Origin of the sequence: Enemella evansiae (assembly GCF_002250705.1) — a bacterium.
GTDB classification, from domain to species: Bacteria; Actinomycetota; Actinomycetes; order Propionibacteriales; family Propionibacteriaceae; genus Enemella; species Enemella evansiae.
In genome coordinates, this window is the sequence record NZ_NMVP01000018.1 from 1 (window position 1) to 24,214 (window position 24,214).

General features: G+C 68.5%; 26 protein-coding genes and 1 pseudogene. 18 read left to right on the forward strand and 9 right to left on the reverse strand.

Annotation, left to right across the window (positions count from 1 at the left end):
- Window positions 1–359 precede the first annotated feature (359 nt).
- From BI335_RS22285 to BI335_RS11540, 3 genes are all read right to left on the reverse strand, one after another.
- Window positions 360–3,140 carry a helix-turn-helix transcriptional regulator gene (locus BI335_RS22285; protein ID WP_172421869.1) on the reverse strand — a complete coding sequence of 927 codons (2,781 nt, stop codon included), beginning with the start codon at window positions 3,138–3,140 and terminating at the stop codon, window positions 360–362.
- Window positions 3,141–3,199: 59 nt separating this feature from the next.
- Entirely contained in the window at window positions 3,200–3,400 is a 201-nt protein-coding gene (locus tag BI335_RS21450) for a hypothetical protein (protein ID WP_172421870.1), read from the reverse strand.
- A gap of 105 nt (window positions 3,401–3,505) precedes the next feature.
- The gene (locus BI335_RS11540) at window positions 3,506–5,245 is read right to left on the reverse strand and encodes an IlvD/Edd family dehydratase (RefSeq protein WP_094431122.1); all 1,740 of its coding nucleotides are present in this window, start codon (window positions 5,243–5,245) and stop codon (window positions 3,506–3,508) included.
- 29 nt (window positions 5,246–5,274) lie between these two features.
- On the opposite strand from BI335_RS11540, the gene BI335_RS11545 reads away from it, so the two are divergent.
- From BI335_RS11545 to BI335_RS11575, 8 genes are all read left to right on the forward strand, one after another.
- Complete coding sequence (locus tag BI335_RS11545; RefSeq protein ID WP_094404853.1) at window positions 5,275–5,877, forward strand: DUF1707 SHOCT-like domain-containing protein; 603 nt, start codon at window positions 5,275–5,277, stop codon at window positions 5,875–5,877.
- Window positions 5,877–6,332: a hypothetical protein gene (locus tag BI335_RS21945; RefSeq protein WP_229117696.1), complete on the forward strand. Its 456-nt coding sequence runs from the start codon at window positions 5,877–5,879 to the stop codon at window positions 6,330–6,332. Before BI335_RS11545 ends, BI335_RS21945 begins: the two co-directional genes overlap by 1 nt.
- On the forward strand, window positions 6,329–6,958 hold the full coding sequence (locus tag BI335_RS11550; protein WP_229117695.1) for a class I SAM-dependent methyltransferase: 630 nt from the start codon (window positions 6,329–6,331) through the stop codon (window positions 6,956–6,958). Before BI335_RS21945 ends, BI335_RS11550 begins: the two co-directional genes overlap by 4 nt.
- Window positions 6,955–8,520, forward strand: coding sequence for an FMN-binding glutamate synthase family protein (locus BI335_RS11555; RefSeq protein WP_094404851.1), 1,566 nt, complete (start codon window positions 6,955–6,957; stop codon window positions 8,518–8,520). The genes BI335_RS11550 and BI335_RS11555 overlap by 4 nt, the downstream gene beginning before the upstream one ends.
- A 202-nt stretch (window positions 8,521–8,722) precedes the next feature.
- Window positions 8,723–9,979 (forward strand): M15 family metallopeptidase, encoded by a 1,257-nt coding sequence (locus BI335_RS21455; protein WP_094404850.1) that lies wholly within the window; start codon window positions 8,723–8,725, stop codon window positions 9,977–9,979.
- Between the two features lie 151 nt (window positions 9,980–10,130).
- Window positions 10,131–11,129: an ABC transporter permease gene (locus BI335_RS11565; RefSeq protein ID WP_229117694.1), complete on the forward strand. Its 999-nt coding sequence runs from the start codon at window positions 10,131–10,133 to the stop codon at window positions 11,127–11,129.
- The gene (locus BI335_RS11570; protein ID WP_229117693.1) at window positions 11,104–11,952 is read left to right on the forward strand and encodes an ABC transporter ATP-binding protein; all 849 of its coding nucleotides are present in this window, start codon (window positions 11,104–11,106) and stop codon (window positions 11,950–11,952) included. The genes BI335_RS11565 and BI335_RS11570 overlap by 26 nt, the downstream gene beginning before the upstream one ends.
- 48 nt (window positions 11,953–12,000) lie before the next feature.
- Complete coding sequence (locus BI335_RS11575) at window positions 12,001–12,867, forward strand: DUF4253 domain-containing protein (RefSeq protein ID WP_094357564.1); 867 nt, start codon at window positions 12,001–12,003, stop codon at window positions 12,865–12,867.
- A 126-nt stretch (window positions 12,868–12,993) separates the two neighbouring features.
- Here BI335_RS11575 and BI335_RS21950 read toward each other — a convergent pair whose 3' ends face one another.
- The 3 genes and pseudogenes from BI335_RS21950 to BI335_RS11585 all read right to left on the reverse strand — a co-directional run bounded on the left by BI335_RS21950 (window position 12,994) and on the right by BI335_RS11585 (window position 15,362).
- On the reverse strand, window positions 12,994–13,953 hold the full coding sequence (locus BI335_RS21950) for a 5-oxoprolinase subunit C family protein (protein WP_229119560.1): 960 nt from the start codon (window positions 13,951–13,953) through the stop codon (window positions 12,994–12,996).
- 9 nt (window positions 13,954–13,962) lie between these two features.
- Window positions 13,963–14,592 (reverse strand): annotated as a pseudogene (locus BI335_RS21955) (5-oxoprolinase subunit B family protein); the annotation flags it as partial.
- Window positions 14,592–15,362 carry a LamB/YcsF family protein gene (locus BI335_RS11585; protein WP_094404848.1) on the reverse strand — a complete coding sequence of 257 codons (771 nt, stop codon included), beginning with the start codon at window positions 15,360–15,362 and terminating at the stop codon, window positions 14,592–14,594. The gene BI335_RS11585 and the pseudogene BI335_RS21955, both read right to left, overlap by 1 nt.
- Before the next feature lie 112 nt (window positions 15,363–15,474).
- On the opposite strand from BI335_RS11585, the gene BI335_RS11590 reads away from it, so the two are divergent.
- Window positions 15,475–16,089, forward strand: a complete 615-nt coding sequence (locus BI335_RS11590; RefSeq protein ID WP_094404847.1) for a ClpP family protease — start codon at window positions 15,475–15,477, stop codon at window positions 16,087–16,089.
- The gene (locus BI335_RS11595) at window positions 16,086–16,688 is read left to right on the forward strand and encodes a ClpP family protease (protein ID WP_094404846.1); all 603 of its coding nucleotides are present in this window, start codon (window positions 16,086–16,088) and stop codon (window positions 16,686–16,688) included. Before BI335_RS11590 ends, BI335_RS11595 begins: the two co-directional genes overlap by 4 nt.
- Here the strand turns inward: BI335_RS11595 and BI335_RS11600 are convergent.
- Entirely contained in the window at window positions 16,685–17,059 is a 375-nt protein-coding gene (locus tag BI335_RS11600) for a helix-turn-helix domain-containing protein (protein ID WP_094404845.1), read from the reverse strand. The genes BI335_RS11595 and BI335_RS11600 overlap by 4 nt on opposite strands.
- 84 nt (window positions 17,060–17,143) lie before the next feature.
- Here BI335_RS11600 and BI335_RS11605 point away from each other — a divergent pair, with 84 nt between their 5' ends.
- Genes BI335_RS11605 through BI335_RS11620 form a run of 5 tightly spaced genes read left to right on the forward strand, consistent with a single transcriptional unit; the run spans window position 17,144 to window position 20,244 of the window.
- The gene (locus BI335_RS11605; protein WP_094357574.1) at window positions 17,144–18,508 is read left to right on the forward strand and encodes an MFS transporter; all 1,365 of its coding nucleotides are present in this window, start codon (window positions 17,144–17,146) and stop codon (window positions 18,506–18,508) included.
- A 51-nt stretch (window positions 18,509–18,559) separates the two neighbouring features.
- Complete coding sequence (locus BI335_RS11610) at window positions 18,560–18,862, forward strand: hypothetical protein (RefSeq protein ID WP_094404844.1); 303 nt, start codon at window positions 18,560–18,562, stop codon at window positions 18,860–18,862.
- 43 nt (window positions 18,863–18,905) lie between these two features.
- The gene (locus BI335_RS21460) at window positions 18,906–19,367 is read left to right on the forward strand and encodes a hypothetical protein (RefSeq protein ID WP_172421871.1); all 462 of its coding nucleotides are present in this window, start codon (window positions 18,906–18,908) and stop codon (window positions 19,365–19,367) included.
- The gene (locus BI335_RS11615; RefSeq protein ID WP_172421872.1) at window positions 19,328–19,591 is read left to right on the forward strand and encodes a polymorphic toxin type 15 domain-containing protein; all 264 of its coding nucleotides are present in this window, start codon (window positions 19,328–19,330) and stop codon (window positions 19,589–19,591) included. Before BI335_RS21460 ends, BI335_RS11615 begins: the two co-directional genes overlap by 40 nt.
- A gap of 26 nt (window positions 19,592–19,617) precedes the next feature.
- Window positions 19,618–20,244 carry a GAD-like domain-containing protein gene (locus BI335_RS11620; RefSeq protein WP_172421873.1) on the forward strand — a complete coding sequence of 209 codons (627 nt, stop codon included), beginning with the start codon at window positions 19,618–19,620 and terminating at the stop codon, window positions 20,242–20,244.
- Here BI335_RS11620 and BI335_RS11625 read toward each other — a convergent pair.
- Window positions 20,241–20,882, reverse strand: coding sequence for a YbjQ family protein (locus tag BI335_RS11625; protein WP_094431107.1), 642 nt, complete (start codon window positions 20,880–20,882; stop codon window positions 20,241–20,243). The two genes, BI335_RS11620 and BI335_RS11625, sit on opposite strands and share 4 nt — an antisense overlap.
- 99 nt (window positions 20,883–20,981) lie before the next feature.
- On the opposite strand from BI335_RS11625, the gene BI335_RS11630 reads away from it, so the two are divergent.
- The 3 genes from BI335_RS11630 to BI335_RS11640 are packed head-to-tail and all read left to right on the forward strand — an operon-like array spanning window position 20,982 to window position 22,454.
- The gene (locus BI335_RS11630) at window positions 20,982–21,578 is read left to right on the forward strand and encodes a GH-E family nuclease (protein ID WP_094404840.1); all 597 of its coding nucleotides are present in this window, start codon (window positions 20,982–20,984) and stop codon (window positions 21,576–21,578) included.
- The gene (locus BI335_RS11635; protein WP_094357594.1) at window positions 21,565–22,098 is read left to right on the forward strand and encodes a hypothetical protein; all 534 of its coding nucleotides are present in this window, start codon (window positions 21,565–21,567) and stop codon (window positions 22,096–22,098) included. Before BI335_RS11630 ends, BI335_RS11635 begins: the two co-directional genes overlap by 14 nt.
- 11 nt (window positions 22,099–22,109) lie before the next feature.
- Entirely contained in the window at window positions 22,110–22,454 is a 345-nt protein-coding gene (locus BI335_RS11640) for a DUF2185 domain-containing protein (protein WP_094357596.1), read from the forward strand.
- Between the two features lie 146 nt (window positions 22,455–22,600).
- Here BI335_RS11640 and BI335_RS11645 read toward each other — a convergent pair whose 3' ends face one another.
- Entirely contained in the window at window positions 22,601–24,097 is a 1,497-nt protein-coding gene (locus tag BI335_RS11645) for a CCA tRNA nucleotidyltransferase (protein WP_267489864.1), read from the reverse strand.
- Window positions 24,098–24,214: the final 117 nt, after the last annotated feature.

Sequence of the window (24,214 nt, forward strand, 5' to 3'; positions counted from 1 at the left end):
TGGTCATCATCGGCCGGCTGCGCCGCGACCCCGACACCCAGGCCTACTTCCACCGACGCACCAGCGAACACAAGACCCGCGCCGAAACCATCCGATGCCTCAAACGCCACCTCGCCCGCACCATCTACCGAAACCTCAAAACCGACCTCATGACCACTTGACGATCTATAGGACCGTCGCTCGCTGCGCGAGCTACTCGATGAGCGGGGGGACACGCTCGCTGCGCGAGCTACTCGATGAGCGGGGGGACGCGCTCGCTGCGCGAGCTACTCGATGAGCGGGGGGACGCGCTCGCTGCGCGAGCTACTCGATGAGCGGGGGGACGCGCTCGCTGCGCGAGCTACTCGATGAGCGGGGAGTCAGTCGACGAGTCCGCGTTCGTACGCCCAGCCGGCGGCTTCGGTGCGCGAGGAGAGGCCGAGCTTGGCCAGGATATTCGACACGTGCACCGAGGCGGTCTTGGTGGAGACGACCAGCTCTGTGCCGATCTCGCCGTTGCTCAACCCGCGGGCGACCAGTTTCAGCACTTCCAGCTCGCGCGGGGTGAGGCCGCCGGGGCGTTCGGCACCGGCGGACCGGCCCCGCTCGGCGAGCGCCTCGAACCGCGGTACCCAGCGCAGCGCCCCACTCTCGCGCGCCAACCGCAGGCCCTCGGCGGCCGTCTCCGGCACCCCGCCCGAGCGACCCCGGAGCTGTGCCTCGGCCAGCCCCTCCAGCAGCCGCAATCGCAACCAGAGCGGGGTACGCGGCGGATCGGCCCGTAACGCATCCTGCCAGTTCTGCACACTCGGATCACCCAGCGCGCGCCAGGCCGATGACCAGACCGAGCTCATCGTCACGGTCGGCAAGCCAGCCGCCCACGACTCCAACTCCTCATCCCCGAGACCGGCCTCCGCGCCGACCAGGATCAACCGCCAGGAGTGGGTCGCGTACTCGTTGCGCATGCTGGCCCGCGTCGAGCGGATCAGGGCCGCGGCGCGATCGGGTTCGTCGCGGTCCAGCCAGTACCAGGATTCCCAGAATGCGAGTTCACCAAGGAATTGCGGTTGCGCGACGTCCGCATCGAGCAGCCCGCGCAGCTCGGTGAGCCGCTCCTCAGCGAGATCGAGATCCCCGGCCAGCCAGGCCAGCTCGAGCTGCAGGGTGAGCAACTGGGTGTAGTGGGCGAACGGCGGGTCAAGCGACATCGCCCGTGCGATCCGACGACGTGCCTCGTCCAGTTCTCCCAATGAGAGCAGCGGATCTGCCAGATTCCCGGCCAGCATCGAACCGGCCGATCGCTCCAGACCGAGCCCGCGGGACATCTGCACTCCGGCCCGCGCCACCTCCACCGCCTGCTGGTATTCACCCATCTGATTCAGCAGATGCGAGAAGTTGGTGAAGTGCCGCAACTGGTTGCGCTGGGGGTTCATCGAGAGATCCGCGGTGGTCGGCAGCAAATCGGTGAACAGCGCCACCGCCTCGGTCTCCTGTCCCATCGCGCCGAGGCAGCTCGCCTGGGTGTTCAGCAGCCGATCCACCGTCACCCTGTCATCCACCGCGAGTGCCACCTCGATGCCGGCCCGGCAGAACTCCAGCCCCCGCGCGCGATCGTCGCGCAGCATCAGGATGTTCGCCACCGAATCCAGCGCCCGGGCGCGTTGCACCGTCGGCGGATCCTCCGGGGTGAGCGCCAACGCCTCTTCGGCGATCGCCAGCGAACCGGCCCCGCCACTGAACTCCAGCGCCCGCGCCTGGGTCAACAGGCGATCCGCCCGCACCAGCGGATCCACATCGGCCGGTGTCGCCTCCAGACAGGCCGTAGCGAGCTTGAGTCCCTTCGCCGCATCGCTGAACCAGGACGCGGCAGCGGCCGCATTGGCCAGCAGCACGTCCCGGCCGCCGGCAACCGCCTCCGGGTCGCTCACCCGATCCCACAGCTCGAGTGCGGTCTCCAACAGCCCCAGTCGGTCCAGATGCGCCTCACCGAGTGCGTCGGCGCGCTCCAGGCAGGCCCGGAATGCTTCATCGACGCGACCGGCGGCGAGCAGGTGCCGGGACAGATCGTGGCCCGGGAAACGCCACGTGTCGGCCCCGATCACATCCGCGTACCGCCCATGCCAGCGTCCCGCCTCCCCTGGCAGCAGCTCCTCGGTGAGCACCTCGCACAACAGGGCGTGCCGGAAGGCGTACCCGTCCTCGTCGCTCACCAGGACGCCGGCGTCGAGGGCCTCACGAAGCCTTGTGGACAAGGAATCCGGCTCACCCAGCACCTCGGCCAGCAGGTCCTCGTCGAAACGTACACCCGCCACCGCGGCGACCCGCAGCAACCGCTGGGTCGCTTCAGTCAACCCGTGCACCCGGACCAGCAGCGCCTCGCGGAGGGTGTTCGGCAGCTTCCCGTGCCGACCGGCCACCCGCGCCATCTCCTCGGCGAAGTAGGGCACCCCCTCACTGCGCTCGACGATCCGCGCCACCATCGCCGGTGTGGCGTCCCGGGCGACACCGGTCACCAGCTCGGCGGCTGCGCCCGAGTCCAACACTCCCAGCGGGATCCGGCGTACGCCCGGGCGGCGCTGCAGTTCGGCGAGGGTGGCCCGTAACGGGTGCCGGCCGGTGAGTTCGTCGCTGCGGTAGGTGGCCAGCATCAGGATCGCCGGGCTGTCGGCCAGCGTGGTGGCCAGGAACTGCAGGAGGCTGGCGGTGGACGGATCGGCCCAGTGCAGGTCCTCGATCACCACCACCAGCGGGGTTGCCGCCGCGGCCCGCTCCAGCACCGTGGCCACCGCCTCGAACTGCTGCATGGCATCGACCGCGCCGGCACCGCCGAGACCCAGCGAGGGCACCAGCCCGGCCAGCGCATCCCGACCGCCACCGGCCCACTCGATCACCCGGTCGGCACCGTGCACCGCGACCAGCCCACGCAGCACCTGACTGACCGCGGCGTACGGCATTGCCTCCGAGCCGAACATCAGGCACTGTCCGGTGACCACCGTCGCGTCGCTCAATCCCTCGGTGAACGCGCGGACCAGGGTCGTCTTGCCGATCCCGGCCTCCCCACCGAGCAGCACCAGGTGGGCGTGACCGGCGCGGGCCTCGGCCCAAAGCTCCGCCAGGGCGGCCAGCTCCTCGGTACGCCCGACGACGCGGTCTCGCAGCACGGCAGCCATGTTGCCACGGCGTGGCACGTCGGAGCTGCCACGCCGTGGAACTGCGCTGCTCAGCGCGCGCCGACCGGGCGGTGGGCCGGTCGGCGGCCCGGGGGACGCTCCCCGTGGCCGCCGACCAGATCGTGGAAGAGCCGCCGCAGCCACCCGCGACCGGTCAACTGGCGCGCCAGCCGATCGTTGGAAGCCTCGGCCAGCAACTCGTTCTCTCGTTGATGGAACATCTGCATCTGGTAGTAGTCGCTGTTGCTCATGACTCAACACTCGTGCTGAGGCCCCGGTCCGCACATGGGGCGACTGCCCGATCTTCATCGGGTACGCCTACCTCAGATCGGCGCTGAGGTAGGCCTGAGGCACCCTCAGTGGCTGTATCGGGGCACCGCGGCGCCCCGGGTACCGCGCAGGAAGCCGAAGTCGCAGCCCTCGTCGGCCTGCAGCACCTCGCGTACGTAGAGACCCTGATAGCCACCACTCATCGCCGGCTCGTGTGCCGGCAGCGCCGCCATCCGGGCCGCCAGTTCCTCGTCGCTGACATGCAGATGCAGCACCCCGGCATCGGCATCCAGCTCGATCTCGTCCCCGTCGCGGACCGCTGCCAGCGGGCCACCCGCGGCGGCCTCCGGGGCGACGTGCAGCACGACCGTGCCGTACGCCGTGCCGCTCATCCGGGCGTCGGAGACCCGGACCATGTCGGTGATCCCGCGGGCCAGGAGCTTCGGCGGCAGACCCATATTGCCCAGCTCCGGCATCCCCGGATAACCCTTCGGGCCACAGTTCTGCAGCACCATCACGCAGTGCTCGTCGATATCCAGCTCCGGGTCTTCGATCCGCGCCAGATAGTCGTCATAGTCGCGGAACACCACCGCCCGGCCGCGGTGCGTCATCAGTTCCGGCGTCGCCGCCGAGGGCTTCAGCACCGCACCCCGGGGCGCCAGATTGCCGCGCAGGATCCGCAGGCTGCCGTCGGCCACCAGGGCATCCTCCAGCGCCCGAATGCAGGTCTCGTCATAGACCTCCGCGCCCGCGGTGTTCTCCCGCATCGTGCGGCCATTGACCGTGAGCGCCTCCGGATGCGGCAACAACCCCTCCGCATCCAGCCGGGCGATCACCGCCGGCAGGCCACCGGCATAGTAGAAATCCTCCATCAGCAACCGCCCCGACGGCTGCAGATCCACGATCGTCGGCGTGTGGTGCCCGATCTCGGTCCAGTCCTCCAGTTCCAGGGGTACGCCGAGGCGGCCGGCGATCGCCTTCAGGTGGATCACCGCATTCGTGGAACCACCGATCGCCGCGCAGACCCGGATCGCGTTCTCCAGCGCCTCCCGGGTGAGCACCTGCGACAGTCGCAGGTCCGCGTGCGCCATCTCCACGATCCGGGACCCGGACAGATGCGCCAGCACGTAACGCCGGGCGTCGACCGCCGGGATCGCCGCATTGTGCGGCAACGTGACCCCGAGCGCCTCGGCCAGGCAGGCCATCGTCGACGCGGTCCCCATCGTGTTGCAGGTACCGGCCGAGCGGGACTGGCTGGATTCGGCGGAGAGGAACTCCGCCATCGAGATCTTGCCGGCCTTCACGTCTTCGCTCCACTGCCAGACCATCGTCCCGGAGCCGATCGTCTGCCCGCGGTGCCGGCCGCTCAGCATCGGCCCGCCGGAGACCACGATGCTCGGCAGGTCCACCGAAGCGGCGCCCATCAGTAACGCCGGGGTGGTCTTATCGCAGCCGGTCAGCAGCACCACCGCATCCACCGGATTCCCGCGCAGTGCCTCCTCGACATCCATCGACGCGAGGTTGCGGGTCAGCATCGCGGTCGGACGCAGATTCGATTCCCCATTGGAGAAAACGGGGAATTCGACCGGGAAGCCACCGGCCTCCAGGACCCCACGGCGGACGTGTTCGGCGAGCTTGCGGAAGTGCGCATTGCACGGGGTGAGTTCGGAGAAGGTGTTGCAGATGCCGATCACCGGTCGGCCGTCGAACGCGTGCTCGGGAATACCCTGGTTCTTCATCCAGCTGCGGTACATGAAACCGTGTTTGTCGCGTCCCCCGAACCAGCCCTGGGATCGCAGCCGTCGCTCCGCATTGTGCTCAGCCATGGCCACCACCCTCGCGTACCCTGACCGCTATGACCAGCCCTTCCGAACTGCGAGCCGGTAACGACGATCGGGAGCGCGCGATCGCCGTCCTGCAGGAGGCGTACGCCGAGGGCCGGCTGAGCGTCGAGGAGTTGCGCGACCGCGCCGCCGCGGCCCAGCAGGCAGTCACCTTCGCCGACCTGGATGCGTTGCTGGCCGATCTGCCCGTGGCCGGCGCCAGTGTCTCGCATCAGTCGCAACCCGGGTCGTCGATGGAGAATCCCCTCATCATCGATGCCGGTTGGAGCATCGAGAAACGCGATGGCGACTGGCAGATCCCCGAGTTCCTGCTGCTGCGCGGCAGTGCCGGATCGGTGAAGCTGAACTGCCTGGCCGCGCGGACCACGCACCAGGTGATCCATGTCTGGGTGGACGGTGGGATGGGGACGGTGCGGATCGTGCTGCCCGACGGCTGGGCGGCCGACACCTCGGGGGTGATCAAGTCGATGGGCACGGTGCGCAACAAGGTCGACGACACGCCGCTCGCGGGCCGCCCGATCCTGGTCGTCAACGGGCAGGCCGGAATGGGCACCCTCATCGTCCGGTACGCCAATGGCTGGGAGCGGAAGAAGGCCGCCAAGGAACTGCGCTGATGGCCGAGTTCCTGATTCGGATACGGTCCCCGCTGGCGCCGGAGGAGACGCTGGCAGCACTCTTCGACCTGGCCGCGCACACCGCGGTGATCCCGTTGACCACCGTGAATCACGACGGGCGGGGGTTGCGGGCCGGTACCGAGTTCACCGCGCACACCGGGCTCGGGCCGGTCGGCTTCGACGATCCGATGCGGGTGCTGGAATGGACCCCGCCCGAGCCGAACCGCACCGGGCGGGTGCTGATCGCCAAACAAGGGTGGCTACTCGACGGCCGGATCGAGGCACTGATCCGCGCTGCCGATACCGGCTCGGTGGTCGAGTGGCGGCAGGAGTTGCTGGTCCGCGGGTTGCCGCGCCGGTTCGACCCGCTCATCGCCCGGGTGGGCGCTGCGGCGTACGGGATGGTGATCCGGCAACTGCTCATCCGAGGGGGTCGGCGTACCATCGCGGCGTGAACACGCCGTCGCAGCCGAACAGACCCAGCAAGTGGACCGAGCTGGTCACCGCCGACCCCGAGCATTCGCACCGCTATGCCCAGCGGTTCCGGGAGTTGGCCGACCAGGGCCAGGACATCTATGGCGAGGCCCGATTGGTCGATGCGCTGCTGCCGCGTGGATCGCGGGTCCTGGACGCCGGGTGTGGCGCCGGGCGGACCGGGGGGTATCTGGCGCGGGCCGGGCACACGGTCGTCGGGGTGGATCAGGATCCGGTGCTGATCGAGGCAGCGCAGGCCGACTATCCGGAGGGGACCTGGTTGGTCGGTGACCTGGCCGAACTGGATCTGCCGGCGCGGGGTATCGGTGCGGGGTTCGACGCGATCGTCTGTGCTGGCAATGTGATGACCTTCCTGCATCCGGAGACCCGGGTGGCGGTGCTGCGCAACTTCGCCAACCATCTGAAGGCCGACGGGCGCGCGGTGGTCGGCTTCGGCCGGGACCGCGGTTATGACTTCCAGAGCTATCTGGATGATGTCGCCCACGCGGGTCTCGATGTCCAGGTGGGGGTCGCCACCTGGGAGCTGCGGCCCTTCGAACCAGACTCAGATTTCCTGGTCACCGTGCTCGGCAGGGCGGCCGGATGAGTTCCCCCGGCCGCCCGGAAAGCCGAACCAGCAAGAAGAAGCGGTGGTTGGCGGCCCTGCCGGTTGCTGGCCTGGCGGGGTTGGCGATCCAGGACCTGCTGCAGCGCCAGCACGCACTGCGGCACAACTTTCCGCTGCTCGCGCGGGCCCGCTATGCACTGGAGGCGATCGGACCGGAGCTGCGGCAATACATCGTCAGCGCCAACGACCAGGAACGGCCCTTCAGTCGGGACCAGCGGCGTTGGGTGTACGCCTCGGCGAAGGCGGAGAACAACTATTTCGGCTTCGGCACCGACAACGATGTGGAACAGCTGAACTTCCCGGTGATCAAACACCGCACCTTCACCGAGATCGCCCCGAATCCCAACCTGGACGACCTTTCCGCGCCCCTACCCGGTGCGAAGGTGCTCGGTGGCCCGCGTGCCCGCCGGCACGCGTTCCGACCCGAATCGGTGGTCAACATCTCGGCGATGAGCTTCGGTTCACTCAGCCCGCAGGCGATCCAGGCGCTGAACAAGGGCGTCCGGCTCGCTGGCTGTTGGCACAACACCGGCGAGGGCGGGCTGTCGGATCATCACCGCCAGGGCGGCGATCTGATGCTGCAGGTCGGTACCGGATATTTCGGCTGCCGGGATGCCGCAGGGCGCTTCGATCTGGACCGGTTGTGCCGGGTCGTCGAGTCGGCGCCAGTGCGGGCGATCGAGTTCAAACTGAGCCAGGGTGCGAAACCCGGCCTCGGTGGACATCTGCCGGCGGCCAAGGTGAACGCCGAGATCGCGCGCGTCCGGGGCGTACCCGAGGGTCAGGATGTGGAGAGCCCCGCCCGGCACACGGCCTTCCGCAGCGTCGACGAGATGCTCGATGTGGTGGAGCTGGTCGCCGAGCGGACCGGGCTGCCGGTGGGCATCAAATCCGCAGTCGGCGATCTGGAGTTCTGGGACCATCTGGTCGAGCAGATGGCCGACGGGCAGCGCGGAGTCGACTTCGTCACCATCGACGGCGGCGAGGGTGGTACCGGGGCGGCGCCACTGGTGTTCGCCGACAATGTCTCGTTTCCCTTTCGGATCGGCTTCGCCCAGGTCTATCGGCGCTTCGCCGAGGCCGGGATCACCGACCGGCTGACCTTCATCGGCTCGGGCAAGCTCGGCCTGCCGGACAACGCGGTGGTGGCGTTCGCGATGGGTGTCGATCTGGTCAATGTGGCCCGGGAGGCGATGCTCGCGGTCGGTTGCATCCAGGCCCAGCAGTGCCACACCGATCGCTGCCCGACCGGGGTCGCCACCCAGGACCGCTGGCTCGCCTCGGGCTTGGATCCGGAGCTCAAGTCGGTGCGGTTGGCGAACTATGTACGCACCCTGAGGCGCGACCTGCTGAAGCTGGCCGAGGCCACCGGGGTCCCGCATCCAGCTCTGATCTCCCCCGACGATGTCGCCCTCGCCGACGGCAACCGCAGCCAGCAACCCCTGGCCGAGATCTGCGGCTACCGATCCGGCTGGGGCGTCCCCGGCCCCGCGATCTCCCAGGAGATCACCGCCCTGATGTGCACCCCACACGCCGGTTGAGCGAGCGAGGCACGAGCGAGTCGAAACCAAGCGCCAGTTATCCACAGCCCTCGCCCGATCGCCAGGCATGTGGGTGTCACGGTCGCCAGACTGATCGGATGGCTTGGCAACGTAGGGGAAGTTTCCACCCCCTCTGAGGTGTCGGTCGGGACCCGGTTCTCCCTAACGTCGGGGACACGAACCGAAACCCCTGGGGGAGATCATGAACCGCAAACTGGCAGCGATCGTCGCAGCCACCGTTGTGACCGTCGGTGGGCTGGGTGCCTTCGTCGGCCAGTCGGTGGCCGCGCCGCAGAGTGCGTACCCGAAGCCCGTACGCGACTACGTCACGCACCCCAAAGGATTCAACGATTCCGCAGACGTGAAGGCCAGCGGCGGCAAGATCAGTTGCCCCGGCATCAAGACCGCGAAGGCCAGCTACGGCGGCAAGTCGGCCAGCGTGCGCAGCGAGCTGGCCCCTCTGGTGAGCGAGCTGATGCGGATCAGCGAGGAGAAGTACAACTACGACATCAAGGTCATCTACGGCTACAACTGCCGCATGGTCCGCGGTTCGTCGTCGACCCCCTCCAATCACGCGTACGCCCGCGCGGTGGACATCAACCCCGAGCAGAACCCGTACCAGTCGAAGTTCAAGTCGGACATGCCGCCGGAGATGGTCGCGACCTGGATGAAGTACGGCTTCTACTGGGGCGGGCACTACAAGAACACCAAGGACGCCATGCACTTCGAGTACATCGGCGACAAGGCGAAGATCGACGAATACACCGCGGCGGCCAAGAAGGACGGCCGGAAGTCCGAGCCGACCAAGTCGCCGACGAAGAAGCCGACCGCGACCAAGTCGCCGACGAAGAAGCCCACGGTGACCAAGAGCCCCACGAAGCCGGCCAGCCCGAAGCCGACCGCGACCAAGACCAAGACCCCGGCGACCCCGAAGCCGACGCAGGTCCCGTGCCTGGTTCCGCTGGACGGCAACAAGAAGGAGATGAAGCCGGGACCCTCCTGCCCCCCGCCCCCCACCTGCCTGACGGCCCGGCCGCAGAAGCCCGGCCAGGTCGATCCCCAGATCGCCCGGCTCTGCAACACCCCGAAGCCGACCAAGACCGGTACCGCGACCCAGAAGCCGACGAAGCCCGCGACCCCGACGGGCAAGCCGACGAACAGCCCGAAGGCGACCCCGACCAACCCGGTCCCGCCGACCACCGATCCGGTGCCCCCGACGACCGATCCGGTCCCGCCGACCACCGACCCGGTCCCGCCCACCGATCCGGCCCCGCCGGTCGATGAGCCGCCGGTCGATCCGGCCCCGGTCGGAGACGGCTCCGATCCGGCCCCGGTCGGAGACGGCTCGGACGTGGCCCCGGTCGATGACGGGTCCGATGTGGCCCCGGCCGATGTCAAGGACTCCAAGGACACCGGTGTGAAGGAGTCGGTGGGCGGCCTGGCCAGCACCGGCGTCTAGAACCGGCCCACCAGGCGTACCCAGAAATCGGCCCCCGTTCCTCGGAGCGGGGGCCGATTCATGCCCCGGCGGGGTGTGAAATGTGAGTCGGCCGCCGGTGCCGTGGCAGACTGGCGAATCGATCAGCCCCGGCAGTCCAAGGAGTGATGAGTTGAGCGCGGAACCGCAGCCAGGCGAGCCGTCGCCCGACGACGGCAACCCCGGCCACGGCAGACTCGACCCCGCCCTCGGCAGCGACGACGAGTTCGTCCCCAACAGCGACCTGCCCAAGGTGCCCACCGGTTCGAAGACCGACCTGGCCCCCGGGGTCTACAACCACTACGGCCCGCACCACAACGGGCTGCCGCCGCTGAAGAAGTACCTCACCGAACTCTGGCAGCGCCGCGAGTTCGCCTTCGAGCTGTCCCGCTCCAACATGCGCGCCACCAGCTCAGACACCTTCTTCGGCCAGATCTGGCTGGTACTGAACCCGCTGCTGATGGCCGGGGTCTACTTCCTGCTGGTCGCGATCCTGTCGAACCGAGTGGCCTCCGACCCGGTCTACTTCCCCTTCCTCACGACCAGCCTGTTCGCCTTCACCTTGGTCACGACCTGTGCGAATGCCGGCTCGACATCGGTCACGACGGCCGGAAAACTGCTGTTGAACACCGCCTTCCCGCGGCTACTGATCCCGCTCGGTGCGGTGCACACGGCGTTCTTCCGGTTCCTGCCGACACTCCCGGTCTCGCTCGTGATCTACCTGTTCTGGTGGCGGGCCATCGAATGGAGCCCGAAGCAGTTGCTTGCCAGCTATTTCCTGCTCATGATGCTGCTGTTCGGCGCAGGATTGGCTGCAATCTTCGCCACCATGCAGGTCTACTTCCGCGACACCAACAACTTCCTGCCGTTCTTCATCCGGATCTGGACCTACCTGTCACCGATTCTCTGGTCGCCGATCCACTTGGCGGACAAACCCGAGTGGCTGCAGACCGCCGCTCAGCTCAACCCGGCGTACTCGATGCTGAGTGGCTATTCCTCGCTACTCATCGAAGGTGATTTTCCGCGGCTCTCCTACTGGCTGATCGCCACCGCCTGGGGGGTGGGAACACTGATCGTCGGGTCGCTGTTCTTCATGTCGAGGGAGCGTGAGTTCGCTGTCCGGATCTATTGAGCGCGCCCCGCGGCGTACCCGCGACGGCTTCACCCTGGAACCCGACCGCAAGGATCTCGCGGTCCGGGTGCAGGACCTGCGCATCACCTACAAGACCACCTTCGAGAAGCGCCCGACGCTGAAGCAGGCAGTGGTCCGCTTCGGCCGCGGTACCCGACAGGTGCACACCGTCGAGGCCCTCAAGGGGATCAGCTTCGACGTGAAACTGGGCACCACGGTCGGCGTGATCGGCGCCAACGGGGCGGGCAAATCGACCCTGCTCCGCGCCCTGGCCGGCATCCTGCCGCCGACCTCCGGGCACATCGAGACCTGGGGCAAGGCGTCGACGATGCTGGCCCTCGGTGTCGGCTTCAACAACGCGCTCACCGGCCGGGAGAACATCATCCTCGGCGGGTTGGCGGCCGGCTTGTCGAAGAAGGCGGTACGCGAGCGCGCGGACCAGGTCGCCGAGTGGGCCGAGGCCGGTACCGACCCGTTCATCGACCGGCCGATGCGCACCTACTCCTCCGGCCAGAACGCCCGCGTCGGCTTCTCGGTCGGCGTACACATGGATCCCGACATCCTGATGGTGGACGAGGCCCTGTCCACCGGTGACGCCGGCTTCCGGGAGCGGGCGGCGGCCAAGCTGGAGGAACTGCGCGCCAAGTCGCGGGCGATGTTCTTCGTCAGCCACGGCCTGGCATCGGTACGCGAGCTGTGTGACGACTGCATCTGGCTGGACCACGGCAACCTGATGATGCGCGGTCACCCCGACCAGGTCACCGAGGCGTACCTGAAGTTCCTGCACGTGAAGAACTCCGAGCAGAACTCCGAAGAGGTCTGAACGCCCCGCCTTCGACAGGCCTCCGGTGGGTAGGGCAGGGTGGAACGCATGGGATTCCGCGACGCCATTCGTGATGCGATGGGCAGCAAGGTGCGCGCCACCCCGGCGAGCCAGGGCGGCCTGGATCTGGACGACCTCGGCTTCGACCAGGTGAACGACAACGACTGGATCCGGTTGCAGCTGCGCGCGACCGAGGCCGGTGACCCGGACCAGCACAACCCCGGGCTGCCCGCCGGGCGGTTGGTCCGGATGAACGTCACCGGCCGCTCGGAACCGATCGCGCTCTGCTGGCTCAGCGATCGGTCGGATCAGTTCAGCGAGGAGTGGTACGCCGTCGCGGACCGTTTCCCGAACGCCGGGATCTGGCCGGTCCTGGTGGAGGGCGCGTCAGCGGTCGAGCCCGGCTGGCTGGCCGGTGGCGTGGGCGCCCCGCAGGCGGTCGCCGACGATGCCGAGGCGCTGCTCGCCCGCACCTATTCCGCCGCCGAGGAGCTGGAGGGCCTGGAGCCCTGGCGCAGCCGCTGGCTCGGTCTGGCGGCCGGTGAGCCCGCGAAGGACCAGCTGGTCGGGGTACGCCCGGTGGCCGGCGAACGATCGCTGCTGCTGACCCCGGTGACCCGGCCGGCCGATGTGCCCGCGGCGCTCGGCTGGACCGGTGCCGAGGGCTACGAATACACCGGTGGCGACGTCAGCGCCGTGCTGCGCAGCTGGGAGGACCGCTTCGGCGCGGTCCTGGTCGGACTGGGCCCGGACCGACTGCGGCTCTCGGTGGAGCGCCCCCCGCGCTATCCCGAGCAGGCCCGGCAGCTGGCCGGTGAGCACTACGGGCTGGCGCCCGATGTGATCGATCAGGATCCCGAGGCATACGCCGAGCTGCTCTTCTCCCGCCGCGAGTGGGACTTCTGGTGGAACTAGCTCATCGAGTAGCCGACATGCGCAGCGAAGCGGAGCAATGGCGGCGTGTCGAGATGAGCCGCTGACACCTAGGTCCAGAACGTGCCACGCGTGTGCTGGCGCGGTGCGCTGACCCGCATCCGCTCGTCACCCCCGAGGCACGCGTGGCACATTCTGGACCTGGGCACGGCGGAGCTGGAAGCGCACGGTCTGCCCCGGGCGCGCCTGCCCGAGCAGGTCGCTGGCATGGTCGTCGATGACGGCGATCACCGGGTACCCGCCGGTGGTCGGGTGATCCGGGCCGAACGCGATCGGCTGGCCGGACGCCGGCACCTGCACCGAGCCGCGGACCATGCCCTCACTGGGCAACTCACCGTCGCGGGCGCGCTCCAGGACCGGGCCGCTGAGGCGTACCCCCACGCGGTTCGCGTCGCCGGAGACCTCCCAGGCCGCACGGGCCAGGGTGTCGATCGCGGCCGGGGTGAACCAGTCGTCGCGCGGGCCGAGGACCGCCGGGAGCAGGATCTCGCCGCTGCCGGAGCCGGGGATGACGTCGACCGGGTGCGGCGGGTTCGCCCCGGGTTCGCCGATGGCGATGGTGTCACCGGCGACCAGCGGAGCCGGACCTAGACCGGTGGTCGGGTCGCTGGCCAGCGAGCCGAGGAACTCCGGGCCCCGGACGCCACCGCGGACACCCAGATAGCAGCGCACCCCGTGCTCGGGACGACCGATCTCCAGCAGCTGCCCGGCGGACAATCGCAGCGGTTCACCCCAGGCGGCCGGGCGGCCGTCGATCCGCAGCGGGACGTTGGCGCCGGTGACCGCGATCAGCAGGTCGCGTTCGGCGCGCAGGGTGGCGCCGCCGAGCAGGATCTCCAGGCCCGCCAGGTGCTCCTCGTTGCCGAGCAACCGGTTCGCCAGCCGCAGTGCGCCGCGGTCCATCGCCCCCGAGGCGGTCACCCCGAGCCGGGCGTTACCGGGCCGGCCGAGGTCCTCGATGAGGAGTTGGGCACCGGGGTCCTCGACGGTGAGGCCGGTTTCCTCGAGGATGTGGCTTCGACTCGCTCGCGCGGATCCCTTCGACTCGTTCGTTCCTCGCTCGCTCAGGGAACGGTCGTCGTCCTGCTGGAAGCGGACGCGGGCGCCCGGGACGAGCAGGGCGGGTGGGTCGCGCTCGACGTCCCAGAGCACCGCATCGGTGCTGCCGATCAGCTGCCAGCCACCCGGGGAGGCCTGCGGATAGACCGCGGAGAACTCGCCGGCCAGCGCCACCGAACCCGGTGGTACCCGGGTCCGCGGTGAGTCCCGCCGCGGGACCTCGAGGTCACCGGATTCCCCTGTCAGGTAACCGAATCCGGGCATGAAGCCACCGAACTCGACGGTCCAGACCTGCCCGCTGTGCCGCTCGATCACCTCATCGACCGAGATGCCCAGGTGCTCGGCGACGGCCGCCAGATCAGGGCCGTCGTAGCGCACCGGAATCGTCACCTCCGCCACCTCGACCTCGGCGACATCGACCCCGGTCAGGTCCACCTCGGCCAGCCACGACCTAACCCGGGCCAGCGCGGGCTCGTCGGCGCAGCGCACCAGCACGGTGCGGGCGGCGGGCACGTGCTCGACCACCCCGGTCAGGCGTCCGTCGGCCACCGAGATCTCCAGTGCGGCATCCAACCGGCGGCGTTCGTCGGCGTCGGCCAGCTCGACCAGCAGCGCCCGGTCACCGCTGGGGCGTACCTGCGGGGTCATCAGAAGGGCCGGATCTCGATACCCGCCCCGGTGAGCGCGGTCCGGACCTGCTCAGCCATCGCCACCGCACCGGGGGAGTCCCCGTGCACACACAAAGAATCGGCCTCGATGCGGATCACCGACCCGTCGATCGCGGTCACCTCCCCGGTGGTCACCAGCTGCACCATCCGTTCGGCGACCTGCCGCGGATCGTGCAGCACCGCGCCCTCGGTGCGCCGGCTGACCAGGGTGCCGTCGGCGTTGTAGGCGCGATCGCAGAACGCCTCGCGGACCGTGCGTACGCCGGCCGCCGCGGCCTTGTCGAGCACCACCGAGCCGGGCAGGCCGAGCAGCGCGAGCGGCTCGTCGCGCCGGGTATTGAAGTCGGAGACCGCGCGGACCACGGCATCGGCCTGCTGCTCGTGCTGCACGATCGTGTTGTAGAGGGCACCGTGCGGCTTCACATAGGTGACGCTGCCGCCGGCCGTCCGGGCGACGCCGTCGATCGCGGCGAGCTGATAGAGCACGTCGGCGTACAGCTGCTCGCCCGGTACGTCGATGAACGACCGCCCGAAACCGGCCAGATCCCGATAGGCGACATGCGCCCCGATGTGCACGCCGCGGGCCACCGCCTCGCGGCAGGTCGCCCACAGCACCGAGGGATCACCGGCGTGGAAACCGCAGGCGACGTTCGCCGAGCTGACCACCTGCAGCAGCGCGGCATCGTCGCCCATCCGCCACATCCCGAAGGACTCACCCAGGTCCGAGTTCAGATCGATGGTCGCTGCCATGATCGGCAGCCTTGTTCAACCCTCCGGGTCAGTCAAGCAGCTGTCCGCAGCATGAGTCCGCCCAGAGCAGCAGTGCTGCACACTCGGCGATCGACGGAGTCATGCTGATCCCATGAGCGAAGAGATGAAGACCCTGCCGCTGAGTCGGCGCACCGCGAAAGACCTGCTGGGCAGACGGATCCTGATGCTCGACTCGGCCCTCGACGACGAGATCGGCAGCCAGCTGTGTGCGCAACTGATGCTCCTGTCGGCCGAGGACCCGGTGACCGACATCGGGCTGTGGATCAACTCCCCCGGTGGTTCGGTACCGGCAATGCTGGCGATCGCCGACACCATGCGGTTGATCCCCAATGAGGTCATCACCGTGAATCTGGGGATGGCCTACAGCGCCGGCCAGTTCCTGCTGTGCTGCGGAACGCGGGGGAAGCGGCTGATCCTGCCGCATGCGAAAGTGCTGCTCCATCAGGGTTCCGCGGGCATCGGCGGGTACGCCCCGGACATCGAGTTGCAGGCCGACGATCTGCGGCAGAATCGGGACACGATCATCGGCATCATCGCCGAACGGACCGGTCAACCCACCGAGAAGGTGTTCGAGGATTCCCTGCGGGACCACATGTTCAGCGCCCAGGAGGCGATCGACTACGGTTTCGTGGATCAGGTGGTCGGCGCGGTCGACCAGCTCCGCCCGACACCCCAGACCGCGGCCGGGTTCGGCGGCCCGCGATGAGCAGCTACACCATTCCCAACGTGATCAGCCGTACGCCGCAGGGCGAGCGGGTGATGGACATCTACAGCCGCCTGCTGGACGAGCGGATCATCTTCCTCGGCACCGAGATCGACGACGGGGTGGCGAACGCGCTGATCGCGCAGATCCTGCACCTGGATTCGGAGAACTCCGAGGCGCCGATCAACCTCTACATCAACTCACCGGGTGGCTCGGTGATGGCGACCTTCGCCCTCTACGACACGATCCGCTCCTGCCGTGCCCCGGTCGCGACCACCTGTGTCGGCCAGGCGCTCTCCTCGACCGCGCTGCTGCTGGCGGCGGGCGAACCCGGCCGGCGGTCGGTGCTCCCGCACGCCCGCGTACTGCTGCACCAGCCGGCCGGTCAGGGCCGGGGTACGATCCCGGATCTGATCCTGGCGGCCGAGGAGATCCTGCGGACCCGTACCGAGATCGAGGAGGCGCTGAGCCGACACACCGGTCAGGACCTGGAAACCCTGCGCCGCGACACCGACCGGGACCGGATTCTGCGGGCGCAGGAGATCGTCGACTACGGCATCGCGGATGCGATCATCGACTCGCGGGAGCTGCCACGCTCCTAGGCGGCCAGCGCGACCGGGCCGCGGAACCGACCGGGCGTCCTGGCGTACGCCGAGCGCACGGGCAGGCAGCGGACCGAGGCGACCGAACGCTGGCTCAGTTCGCGGCCCACCTCGTGGGTGAGTTCCAGCAGGGAAAGGTCGAGCGCGCCGGCGACGGCGGCGAGCAGCTCGCTGGAGGCGTCCTTGCGGCCACGCTCCAGTTCGGAGAGGTACTGGGTGGAGACACCTGCGCGGCCGGCGGTCTCGACCAGCCGTTCGCCGCGTTCGTGCCGGTGCCGACGCAGTACCCGGCCGGTCACCTCGCGGAGGAGTGGTTCGGGTTCGGTGGCTTCGACTCGCTGCGCGCGCTCAGCCGACGTGATCTCGCCCATGGACCGATGCTAGGGCGAGCCCGGGCAGGCGGACCGGTGCTTCTGCTCAGAGCAGAACACCCACCCACCGACTAGCCTGACGGAGTGAATTTCCTGCGCGGCCTGCGACGCCTGTGGCGCCACCCGCTGTTCCGCAAGCTGGTCGCGGTGCGGATCGCGACCCAGGCCTCGGACGGCACGCTGCAGATCGGGATGGCGGCGTACGTGCTGTTCTCTCCGCAGGAACAACCCGACGCCGCCTCGATCGCGCTGGTGCTGGCGATCACGTTGCTGCCGTTCTCGATCGTCGGCCCGTTCGTCTCGCTCACCCTGGATCGCTGGCATCGACGGCAGGTGGCGGTGGTCACCGACGCGATCCGGGTCGGCATCGCGATCATGCTCGGGTTGCTGGTGCTCAACCCCGGGCTGCGCGAGCACTGGACGATGTGGCTGTTCTACGCCGGCGTACTGGTTGCGATGAGCCTGAACCGCTATCTGCTCGCCGGGTTGTCCGCGGCGCTGCCGCACACCGTGGACGAAGATGAGTATCTGCTGGCCAGCTCGGTGATGCCGACGATCGGCCCGGCGGGGGTGATGATCGGCGCCGGGGTCGCCTTCGGGATCCGCTTCGGCACCGGTTCGTTCCTGCAGAGCTATCAGGCCGATGCACTGGTCTTCGCGACCGCGGCCGCCGGCTTCGCGCTCACCGTGCTGCTCGCCCTGCGCATCCCGAAGGCCGCGCTCGGCCCGGATCTGACCACGATGGAATCGCGCACCACCAGGACCTCGGAGGTGCTCAAGGGACTGGTGCACGCCGTCGGTCACCTGCGCGAGCGCAAACCGGCCGGGATCGGCCTGATCACCATCGGCGTGCAGCGGATCCTCTACGGGATGACCCAGGTCGCGACGATCCTGATGTTCCGCAACTGGTTCCATCGGGTCGACCAGGTGGACGCCGCGATGGCCGACATCGGCCTGTGGGCGGGCGCGACCGGTGCCGGGTTCATCGCCTCGGCCGCCGTGGTACCGCCGCTGGCCCGTCGGGTCGGCGTACGCCGCAGCATCGTCGTGGTGCTGATCGCGGCCGGGGTGCTGCAGATCGTGCCCGGTTCGATCTTCTCGCTGTGGCCGCTGGTGATCGCCGGGTTCGGGCTCGGCGTCTGCTCGCAGTCGCTGAAGATCTGTGTGGACACGCTGGTGCAGGCGCATGTGGACGACGATTTCAAGGGCCGGGTGTTCACCCTCTACGACATGATCTTCAACGCCTGCTTCGTGATCGCGGCCTGCCTGGCGGCGCTGCTGCTGCCCGCCGACGGGCACACGCTGATCGGCTTCGTGACCCTCGGCGTACTGCTCGCGCTGACCGGGGTGCTGTTCTGGTTCGGCACCCGGCGGATCGGTTCGGCGACCTTCGATCGCGGTACCGAGTTCGAGCAGGCGACGGCGGACGGAACCCCGATCCGACCCTGAGCGTCGGGGATGGGCGTACGCAATCCGCGTCCCTCCCGAAAGGTTCCGACGATGTCCCTCCACCTGGTTTCCTCGCAGCCGACTCGGCCGGCCGGCCTCCTGATCACCGATGCCGATTCCGGGCTCACCTGCCATTTCGACGGTCGTCGCGGCGGCGTCCTGTTCTTCGAGGTGCGCGGATGTTGCCGGTACGCCGAGGACGACTTCCTCGGTGCGGCGCTGCTGCAGCTGGCCGTGGCCGACGCCCCGATCCAGTGGCTGGTCCCGCACCAGGCCTGCGCGGCCCGGGTTGCCGCGGTGCTCGATGAGCACGGGATCGATCGGATCACCGTCAGCGGCCCGCTGGCCGCCTGATCCCTTCAGCCGGGTTGACCCTCCGAGACGTTTCACTGGCTCCGTGGGCGCCGCCAAAGTACCGCTGAAGGGCTTCATCAAGAAGTACGTGGATGATCTGCTGCGGGTCACCGAAGATCGTGCAGCTCGGTACGCGGACAATGTGGCCGCACGCAATGGGCCCCAGATCTCACGCTCGGCGGAGCTCCGATTCCGGCCCGGTGGCAGGTTGCGCGAACGGATGCAGCGAAATCCCGCGCTGCGCGACGAGTATCGTCGCCACCTCGCCATGCAGGAGCGCGGCCTGAACGCGATGAGCGTCGACGAGTTTCTCAGAACAGGCGGAACTTCGGGAACTTCGGGCGTGGCAGCGGTCGGACGCAGCGAGTCGCACGAGAGCGGCTGCTCGATGAGGCCACAGACGACATCTTGGCTGAGATGCGGAGCAGAGCACCGGGCCGCGTTTCACCCACAGACCTGGAACGCATGCGAGGCGAGGCGCGTGCGCTCGCGAACGATGAGCTGAAATCCCGCAATGTTGATGCCCTGCACAACCCGGATATGGTCGCCGGTGGTGCGGACCAGATCCATGCCTTCGGTGACAGCGGGGTCAACGGCAGCCTCGGCTCCGGGTGGCAGAACAACATGGGTGAGATGGACGTGTTGGAGCGCCAGCTTCGAGAAGATCTGGCCGCCGGTAGGTTCAGACCAGGTGACCGGATGAACGTGCGACTCACCCCTCAGCTTTGACTGGCCCGGCGGAGAACGAGGAGATCGTGGAACCCTTCCTGGAATTCTTGATCGACAAGCAGGGGCCGGTCCTCCGCGGGCCGGACGCGAGCCCAGCCAAGATCGAGGCCTGGCGCGGCAAGATGCCCGAACTGATCCTCACCTGGTGGCAGGAGGTCGGCTTCGCCGGGTTCGCGGAAGGTCTTATCTGGCTCACAGACCCCGACGAATGGACCGATATCGCCGCAGATTTCATCCCCATCTGTCAGGTCCTTTCACCCGCACTCGAGCCGGTCGCCCACAACGGCCCCTACTACCCGTGGTTGCGCACCGCCTTCGGCGAGATGTTCTGCTGGTCCCCCGTTCATGGAGCGGCCATCCGGATCGACCCCATCACCCGATTGATCAGCGGCCGGGACTACGCGCGCGATGTAGCTGACGGACAACCCGACAACGGACTCGAGGCCATCATCGTGTCCGACCGGAGCCGTTTCGACACCATTGACGAGCACGAGAAGCCGCTCTTCCGGCGGTTGCTGAAATGGCTCGGCCCGGTCGCGTCCGACACCATGTACGCCCTCACCCCCGCCGCCGTCGTCGGCGGCCCGGTCATCGAGAGTAACTTCAGCATCGAACCCGCCGAAGCCCACGTCGCGGTCCTCGCCAGCCTCTAGTTCAGATCGAGCCAGGAGTCGTCGCTGTTGCGGCGCTGCTGCTCCGGGGTCTGCGGACGCTGCTGGTCGGCCCCCTGCTGCGGATGCTGGGCCTGCTGCTCAGCGGCGCGCCGGCGCTCGTTCTCCTGGTGCTCGCTGGGCGCGTACCCGGGCGGGGAAGCCTCGGGACGGCGTACGCCGGAGTCCGCGGGCTCGGCCTGCGGCCGGCTGCCCTCCCCGGGGTCGACCTGCTGCTCCATCTGCGGCCAGTTGCCGGGGCCCGGTTGCTCCGCCGCGGCCCGTGCGATGGACTGCGGGGTGGCGCCCGGCTCCCCCTCGGCCAGCGGTACCGCGATGACGGCGGTGCCATAGGCGCAGACCTCGGTGAAGCCCTGGGCGATCGACCCGGTGTCGAAGCGCATCGCCAGGACCGCGTTGCCGCCGCGCTTGACGCACTCGCCCCACATTCGGTTCATCACCTCGTTGCGGCTGTCGTAGACGATCCGGGTGTACTCGGGCACCTCACCGCCGCCGAGGGAGCGGAAACTGGCGGTGATGTTCGACCCGAAGTTGGCGCTCCGCACGGTCATCCCCATCACCTCACCGAGTACCGCCTCGATCCGATAGCCGGGAATCCCGTTGCTGGTCACGATGATCATGCGCACAGTATGGCGGGCCGGCGGACCAGCCAACCGGCAACCGGCAACTTCCGGTCGCTCGCCCCTACCGGTGAACCCGGTGGCTGATGCATTGGCCCCATGGCAAGTTCCGGCAAGGCTCTCAAGGGCTTCGTCAAACCTCTCGTCGACGATCTGCTGCGGGTGGCCCCGAAGGCGGGCGCCCGGAGTGCCGACGTGGCCGAGGGCGCCGCGCGACGCGCGCCGCGCACCAATCCACGGATCAACCGGCACCGGAGCGCCGACAGTTGGAATGGCCCACGAGACGCCAACGGCAATCCGCGCACCCATGTCGACGACGACGGCGTGGTGCAGGTCGCACCCGGGGACACCCGCCCGTACCTCAGGCCGGGCAGCCGCCCGAGCATGCGGGACAGCACGGTCCGTCAGGTCTGGGACGACGCCCAGGACTCCCAGGGCCGGGTATTCGATCCCAACACCGGCGAGCGGATCGATTGGACGCCGGGCACCTCCCGCCGCGATGTCTGGGATATGGGCCACACCCCGGGCAATGAGTACCGGAACAGCTGGGACGACTACGTCAACGGACGACCGCCGTACGACGGAGCCAACGGAACCGACCCGGCCAAGGTGTTCCGCGATCACTACAATGATCCCGAGATCTACCAGCCCGAGTTGCCGAGCGCCAATAGGAGCCGCAGGTATGAAGCCGACTGAGCTGTTCCAGGCCGTGCGTGACGGTCGCCTGAGCGAGGTCGAGGATGAGGTGCGCGAGCAACTGGATCTGACGCTGGAGGACGGTTCCACCCTGCTCGAGGCGGCCGCCCTGATCCTGGGGGACCCGCAGCTTCGCTACCAGTCCGTGCAGCGCCTGATCGAGCTCGGCATCGACGTACCGGTCGCCAGCCGGGGCCGTTCCGGGGTGCTCAACGTCCTGATCGGGGCGAAGAAGCAGGAACTAGACGGCCTGCTGACGACGACCCGGATCCTCCTGGACAAAGGAGCCGATGCCGGATTCGTCAGCCAACAGGACCGGACGCCGTCGATGGAACTGGTCAACTCGAAGTTCGATGAGTCCGAGCTGGCTCCCCTCTATCCCGACTGGTTCGCCCGCGACGACCTGAACCTCGGTCATCGCAACAAGGCCGGGGTTGACGCGCAGACGCTCGCCGAGCGGCGCGAACGCCCGGAATTCCTCTCGGCGGCACAGGACTGGGTTGCCGCACACCCTGGTTAGGAGCATCGGCTATGGCTACTGAGTTCATCAAGGGTGCGGGCGCGGCCATCGCGTCCAAGCTGGTGCTTTCGCAGCAGAGCCCCCTCAAGTGGGCCGTCCGGGAGAACCCGATCGAACCGCCGGACACCGGCTGGCGCTTCTTCGCGCTGGACGACACCGACGAGACGCTCAACGACCCCGCCAATATGCAGGTGGTCGACTACAACGCGGTGTGCGAGATCGAGCCGGCGGTGATCGGGATCTACAACCTGCCGGTCGGGAGCGACCTCCAGATCATCCAGGAGGGGCCGGGTACTCCGATCCGGTTCCTGGACAACAACACCGACGAGTTCCTGGACCCGAGCACGTTCCGCTGAGCAACTCTGCGAACATCTCGACTTCGCGGCCCAACTCTTACTCCGCGGCTTGCATGCGTCCGCGGAGTGGGAGTTGAGCCGCAGAGTGGGAACGACCGGCTCATCTCGACACTCAATCCCGGCTTCGCTTCGCTGCGCCGGGATCGCTACTCGATGGCCGTGCGGTCGGACCACCACTGCCTGAGCAGTTCGGTGGCCCGCTGCTCGCCGAGGGGGCCGTGTTCCATCCGCTGTTCGAGCAGGAACTGGTAGGCCTTGCCGACCTCGGGGCCGGGTTTCAGGTCGAGCAGCGTCATGATCTGGTCGCCGTTCAGGTCGGGACGGATCGCCTCCAGCTCCTCCTGTTCGGCGAGTTCGCCGATCCGCCGCTCCAGATCGTCGTACGCCCGGCGCAGCCGGTTGGCCTTGCGCAGGTTGCGGGTGGTGCAGTCGGCCCGGGTCAGGATGTGCAGTCGCTCCAGCTGATCCCCCGCATCGCGCACATAGCGGCGGACCGCCGAATCGGTCCAGCCCTTCTCCTCATCGAACAGCCCGTCACCGTACCCGTGGAACCGCAGGTGCAGTTCGACCAGCTTCGCCACCGCCTTGATCTGCTCGCTGGAGAAGCGCAGCGCCTGCATCCGCTTGCGAACCAGCTTCGAGCCGACCACGTCGTGGTGGTGGAAGGTGACCTTGCCGCCGTCGGTGAACTTCCGCGTCGCCGGCTTGCCGATGTCGTGCAGCAGTGCCGCCAGTCGGCCGACCAGATCGGGCTCGTGCCCGCGGGCCTGCTCCAGATCGATCGACTGCTGCAGCACCGTCAGCGAGTGCTCATAGACATCCTTGTGCCGATGATGCTCATCGACCTCCAACCGCAACCCGGGCAGCTCCGGCAGCACGTGGGCCGCCAGCCCGGACTCGACGAGCAGGTTCAGCCCGGCCCGCGGCTGGTCGGTGAGCAGCAGCTTGGTCAGCTCGTCGCGGACCCGCTCGGCCGAGACGATCTGGATCCGCTCGTTCATCGCCAGCATCGCCGCCAGCACATCGGGATCGGGGACGAAATAGCTGCCGTCGGGCCGCTGCAACTGGGACAGGAACCGGACCGCCCGCATCATCCGCAGCGGGTCGTCGGAGAACGACTGCTCCGCGGTCGCCGGCGTCCGCAGCACCCCCGACGCCAGATCGGCCAACCCGCGGTAGGGATCGACGAACTGCCGTCCGGGCAGCGCGATCGCCATCGCATTGACGGTGAAGTCCCGGCGTACCAGGTCGCCGTCGATGGTGTCGCCGAAGACCACCTCGGGCTTGCGCGAATCGGCGCTGTAGCTGTCGGCGCGGAAGGTGGTGATCTCGATCAACCAGGGCTCGTGATCCGACCCCGCCGGCATTCTGGCCCCGATGGTGCCGAATTCCTTGCCGATGTCCCAGACCGCCGCACCCTTCACCCCGCGGGTGAACTCGCGCAGCAGCTTCTCGATCTCGGCCGGCCGGGCGGAGGTGGTGAAGTCCAGGTCGTTGCCGAGCCGGCCCATCAGCGCATCGCGGACCGAACCGCCGACCAGATAGAGCTCGTATCCGGCCGCGGTGAACAGCTCGCCGAGTCGGTCCGCCACGGGGGCGATCCGCAGCAGCTCGGCGAGCGCATTGCTCTGGGCGGCGGTCAGCGCCCCGGCGGGGCCGGTGGCGGGCGATTCGTTGTCAGGCACGGGCTGACATTCTAGGCCAGGTACGCCCCAGCGCGCCCGCGTCAACTCCCGGAGACATGGTTTCTCCCCTCTACC

Bases quoted from the DNA above. Each gene is read 5' to 3' on its own strand.
- BI335_RS21450 (WP_172421870.1), bottom strand. From the start codon at position 3,400: ATGAGCAACAGCGACTACTACCAGATGCAGATGTTCCATCAACGAGAG.
- BI335_RS11540 (WP_094431122.1), bottom strand. From the start codon at position 5,245: ATGGCTGAGCACAATGCGGAGCGACGGCTGCGATCCCAGGGCTGGTTC.
- BI335_RS11545 (WP_094404853.1), top strand. From the start codon at position 5,275: ATGACCAGCCCTTCCGAACTGCGAGCCGGTAACGACGATCGGGAGCGC.
- BI335_RS21945 (WP_229117696.1), top strand. From the start codon at position 5,877: ATGGCCGAGTTCCTGATTCGGATACGGTCCCCGCTGGCGCCGGAGGAG.
- BI335_RS11555 (WP_094404851.1), top strand. From the start codon at position 6,955: ATGAGTTCCCCCGGCCGCCCGGAAAGCCGAACCAGCAAGAAGAAGCGG.
- BI335_RS21455 (WP_094404850.1), top strand. From the start codon at position 8,723: ATGAACCGCAAACTGGCAGCGATCGTCGCAGCCACCGTTGTGACCGTC.
- BI335_RS11575 (WP_094357564.1), top strand. From the start codon at position 12,001: ATGGGATTCCGCGACGCCATTCGTGATGCGATGGGCAGCAAGGTGCGC.
- BI335_RS11585 (WP_094404848.1), bottom strand. From the start codon at position 15,362: ATGGCAGCGACCATCGATCTGAACTCGGACCTGGGTGAGTCCTTCGGG.
- BI335_RS11590 (WP_094404847.1), top strand. From the start codon at position 15,475: ATGAGCGAAGAGATGAAGACCCTGCCGCTGAGTCGGCGCACCGCGAAA.
- BI335_RS11595 (WP_094404846.1), top strand. From the start codon at position 16,086: ATGAGCAGCTACACCATTCCCAACGTGATCAGCCGTACGCCGCAGGGC.
- BI335_RS11600 (WP_094404845.1), bottom strand. From the start codon at position 17,059: ATGGGCGAGATCACGTCGGCTGAGCGCGCGCAGCGAGTCGAAGCCACC.
- BI335_RS11610 (WP_094404844.1), top strand. From the start codon at position 18,560: ATGTCCCTCCACCTGGTTTCCTCGCAGCCGACTCGGCCGGCCGGCCTC.
- BI335_RS11615 (WP_172421872.1), top strand. From the start codon at position 19,328: ATGCGAGGCGAGGCGCGTGCGCTCGCGAACGATGAGCTGAAATCCCGC.
- BI335_RS11625 (WP_094431107.1), bottom strand. From the start codon at position 20,882: ATGATCATCGTGACCAGCAACGGGATTCCCGGCTATCGGATCGAGGCG.
- BI335_RS11630 (WP_094404840.1), top strand. From the start codon at position 20,982: ATGGCAAGTTCCGGCAAGGCTCTCAAGGGCTTCGTCAAACCTCTCGTC.
- BI335_RS11635 (WP_094357594.1), top strand. From the start codon at position 21,565: ATGAAGCCGACTGAGCTGTTCCAGGCCGTGCGTGACGGTCGCCTGAGC.
- BI335_RS11640 (WP_094357596.1), top strand. From the start codon at position 22,110: ATGGCTACTGAGTTCATCAAGGGTGCGGGCGCGGCCATCGCGTCCAAG.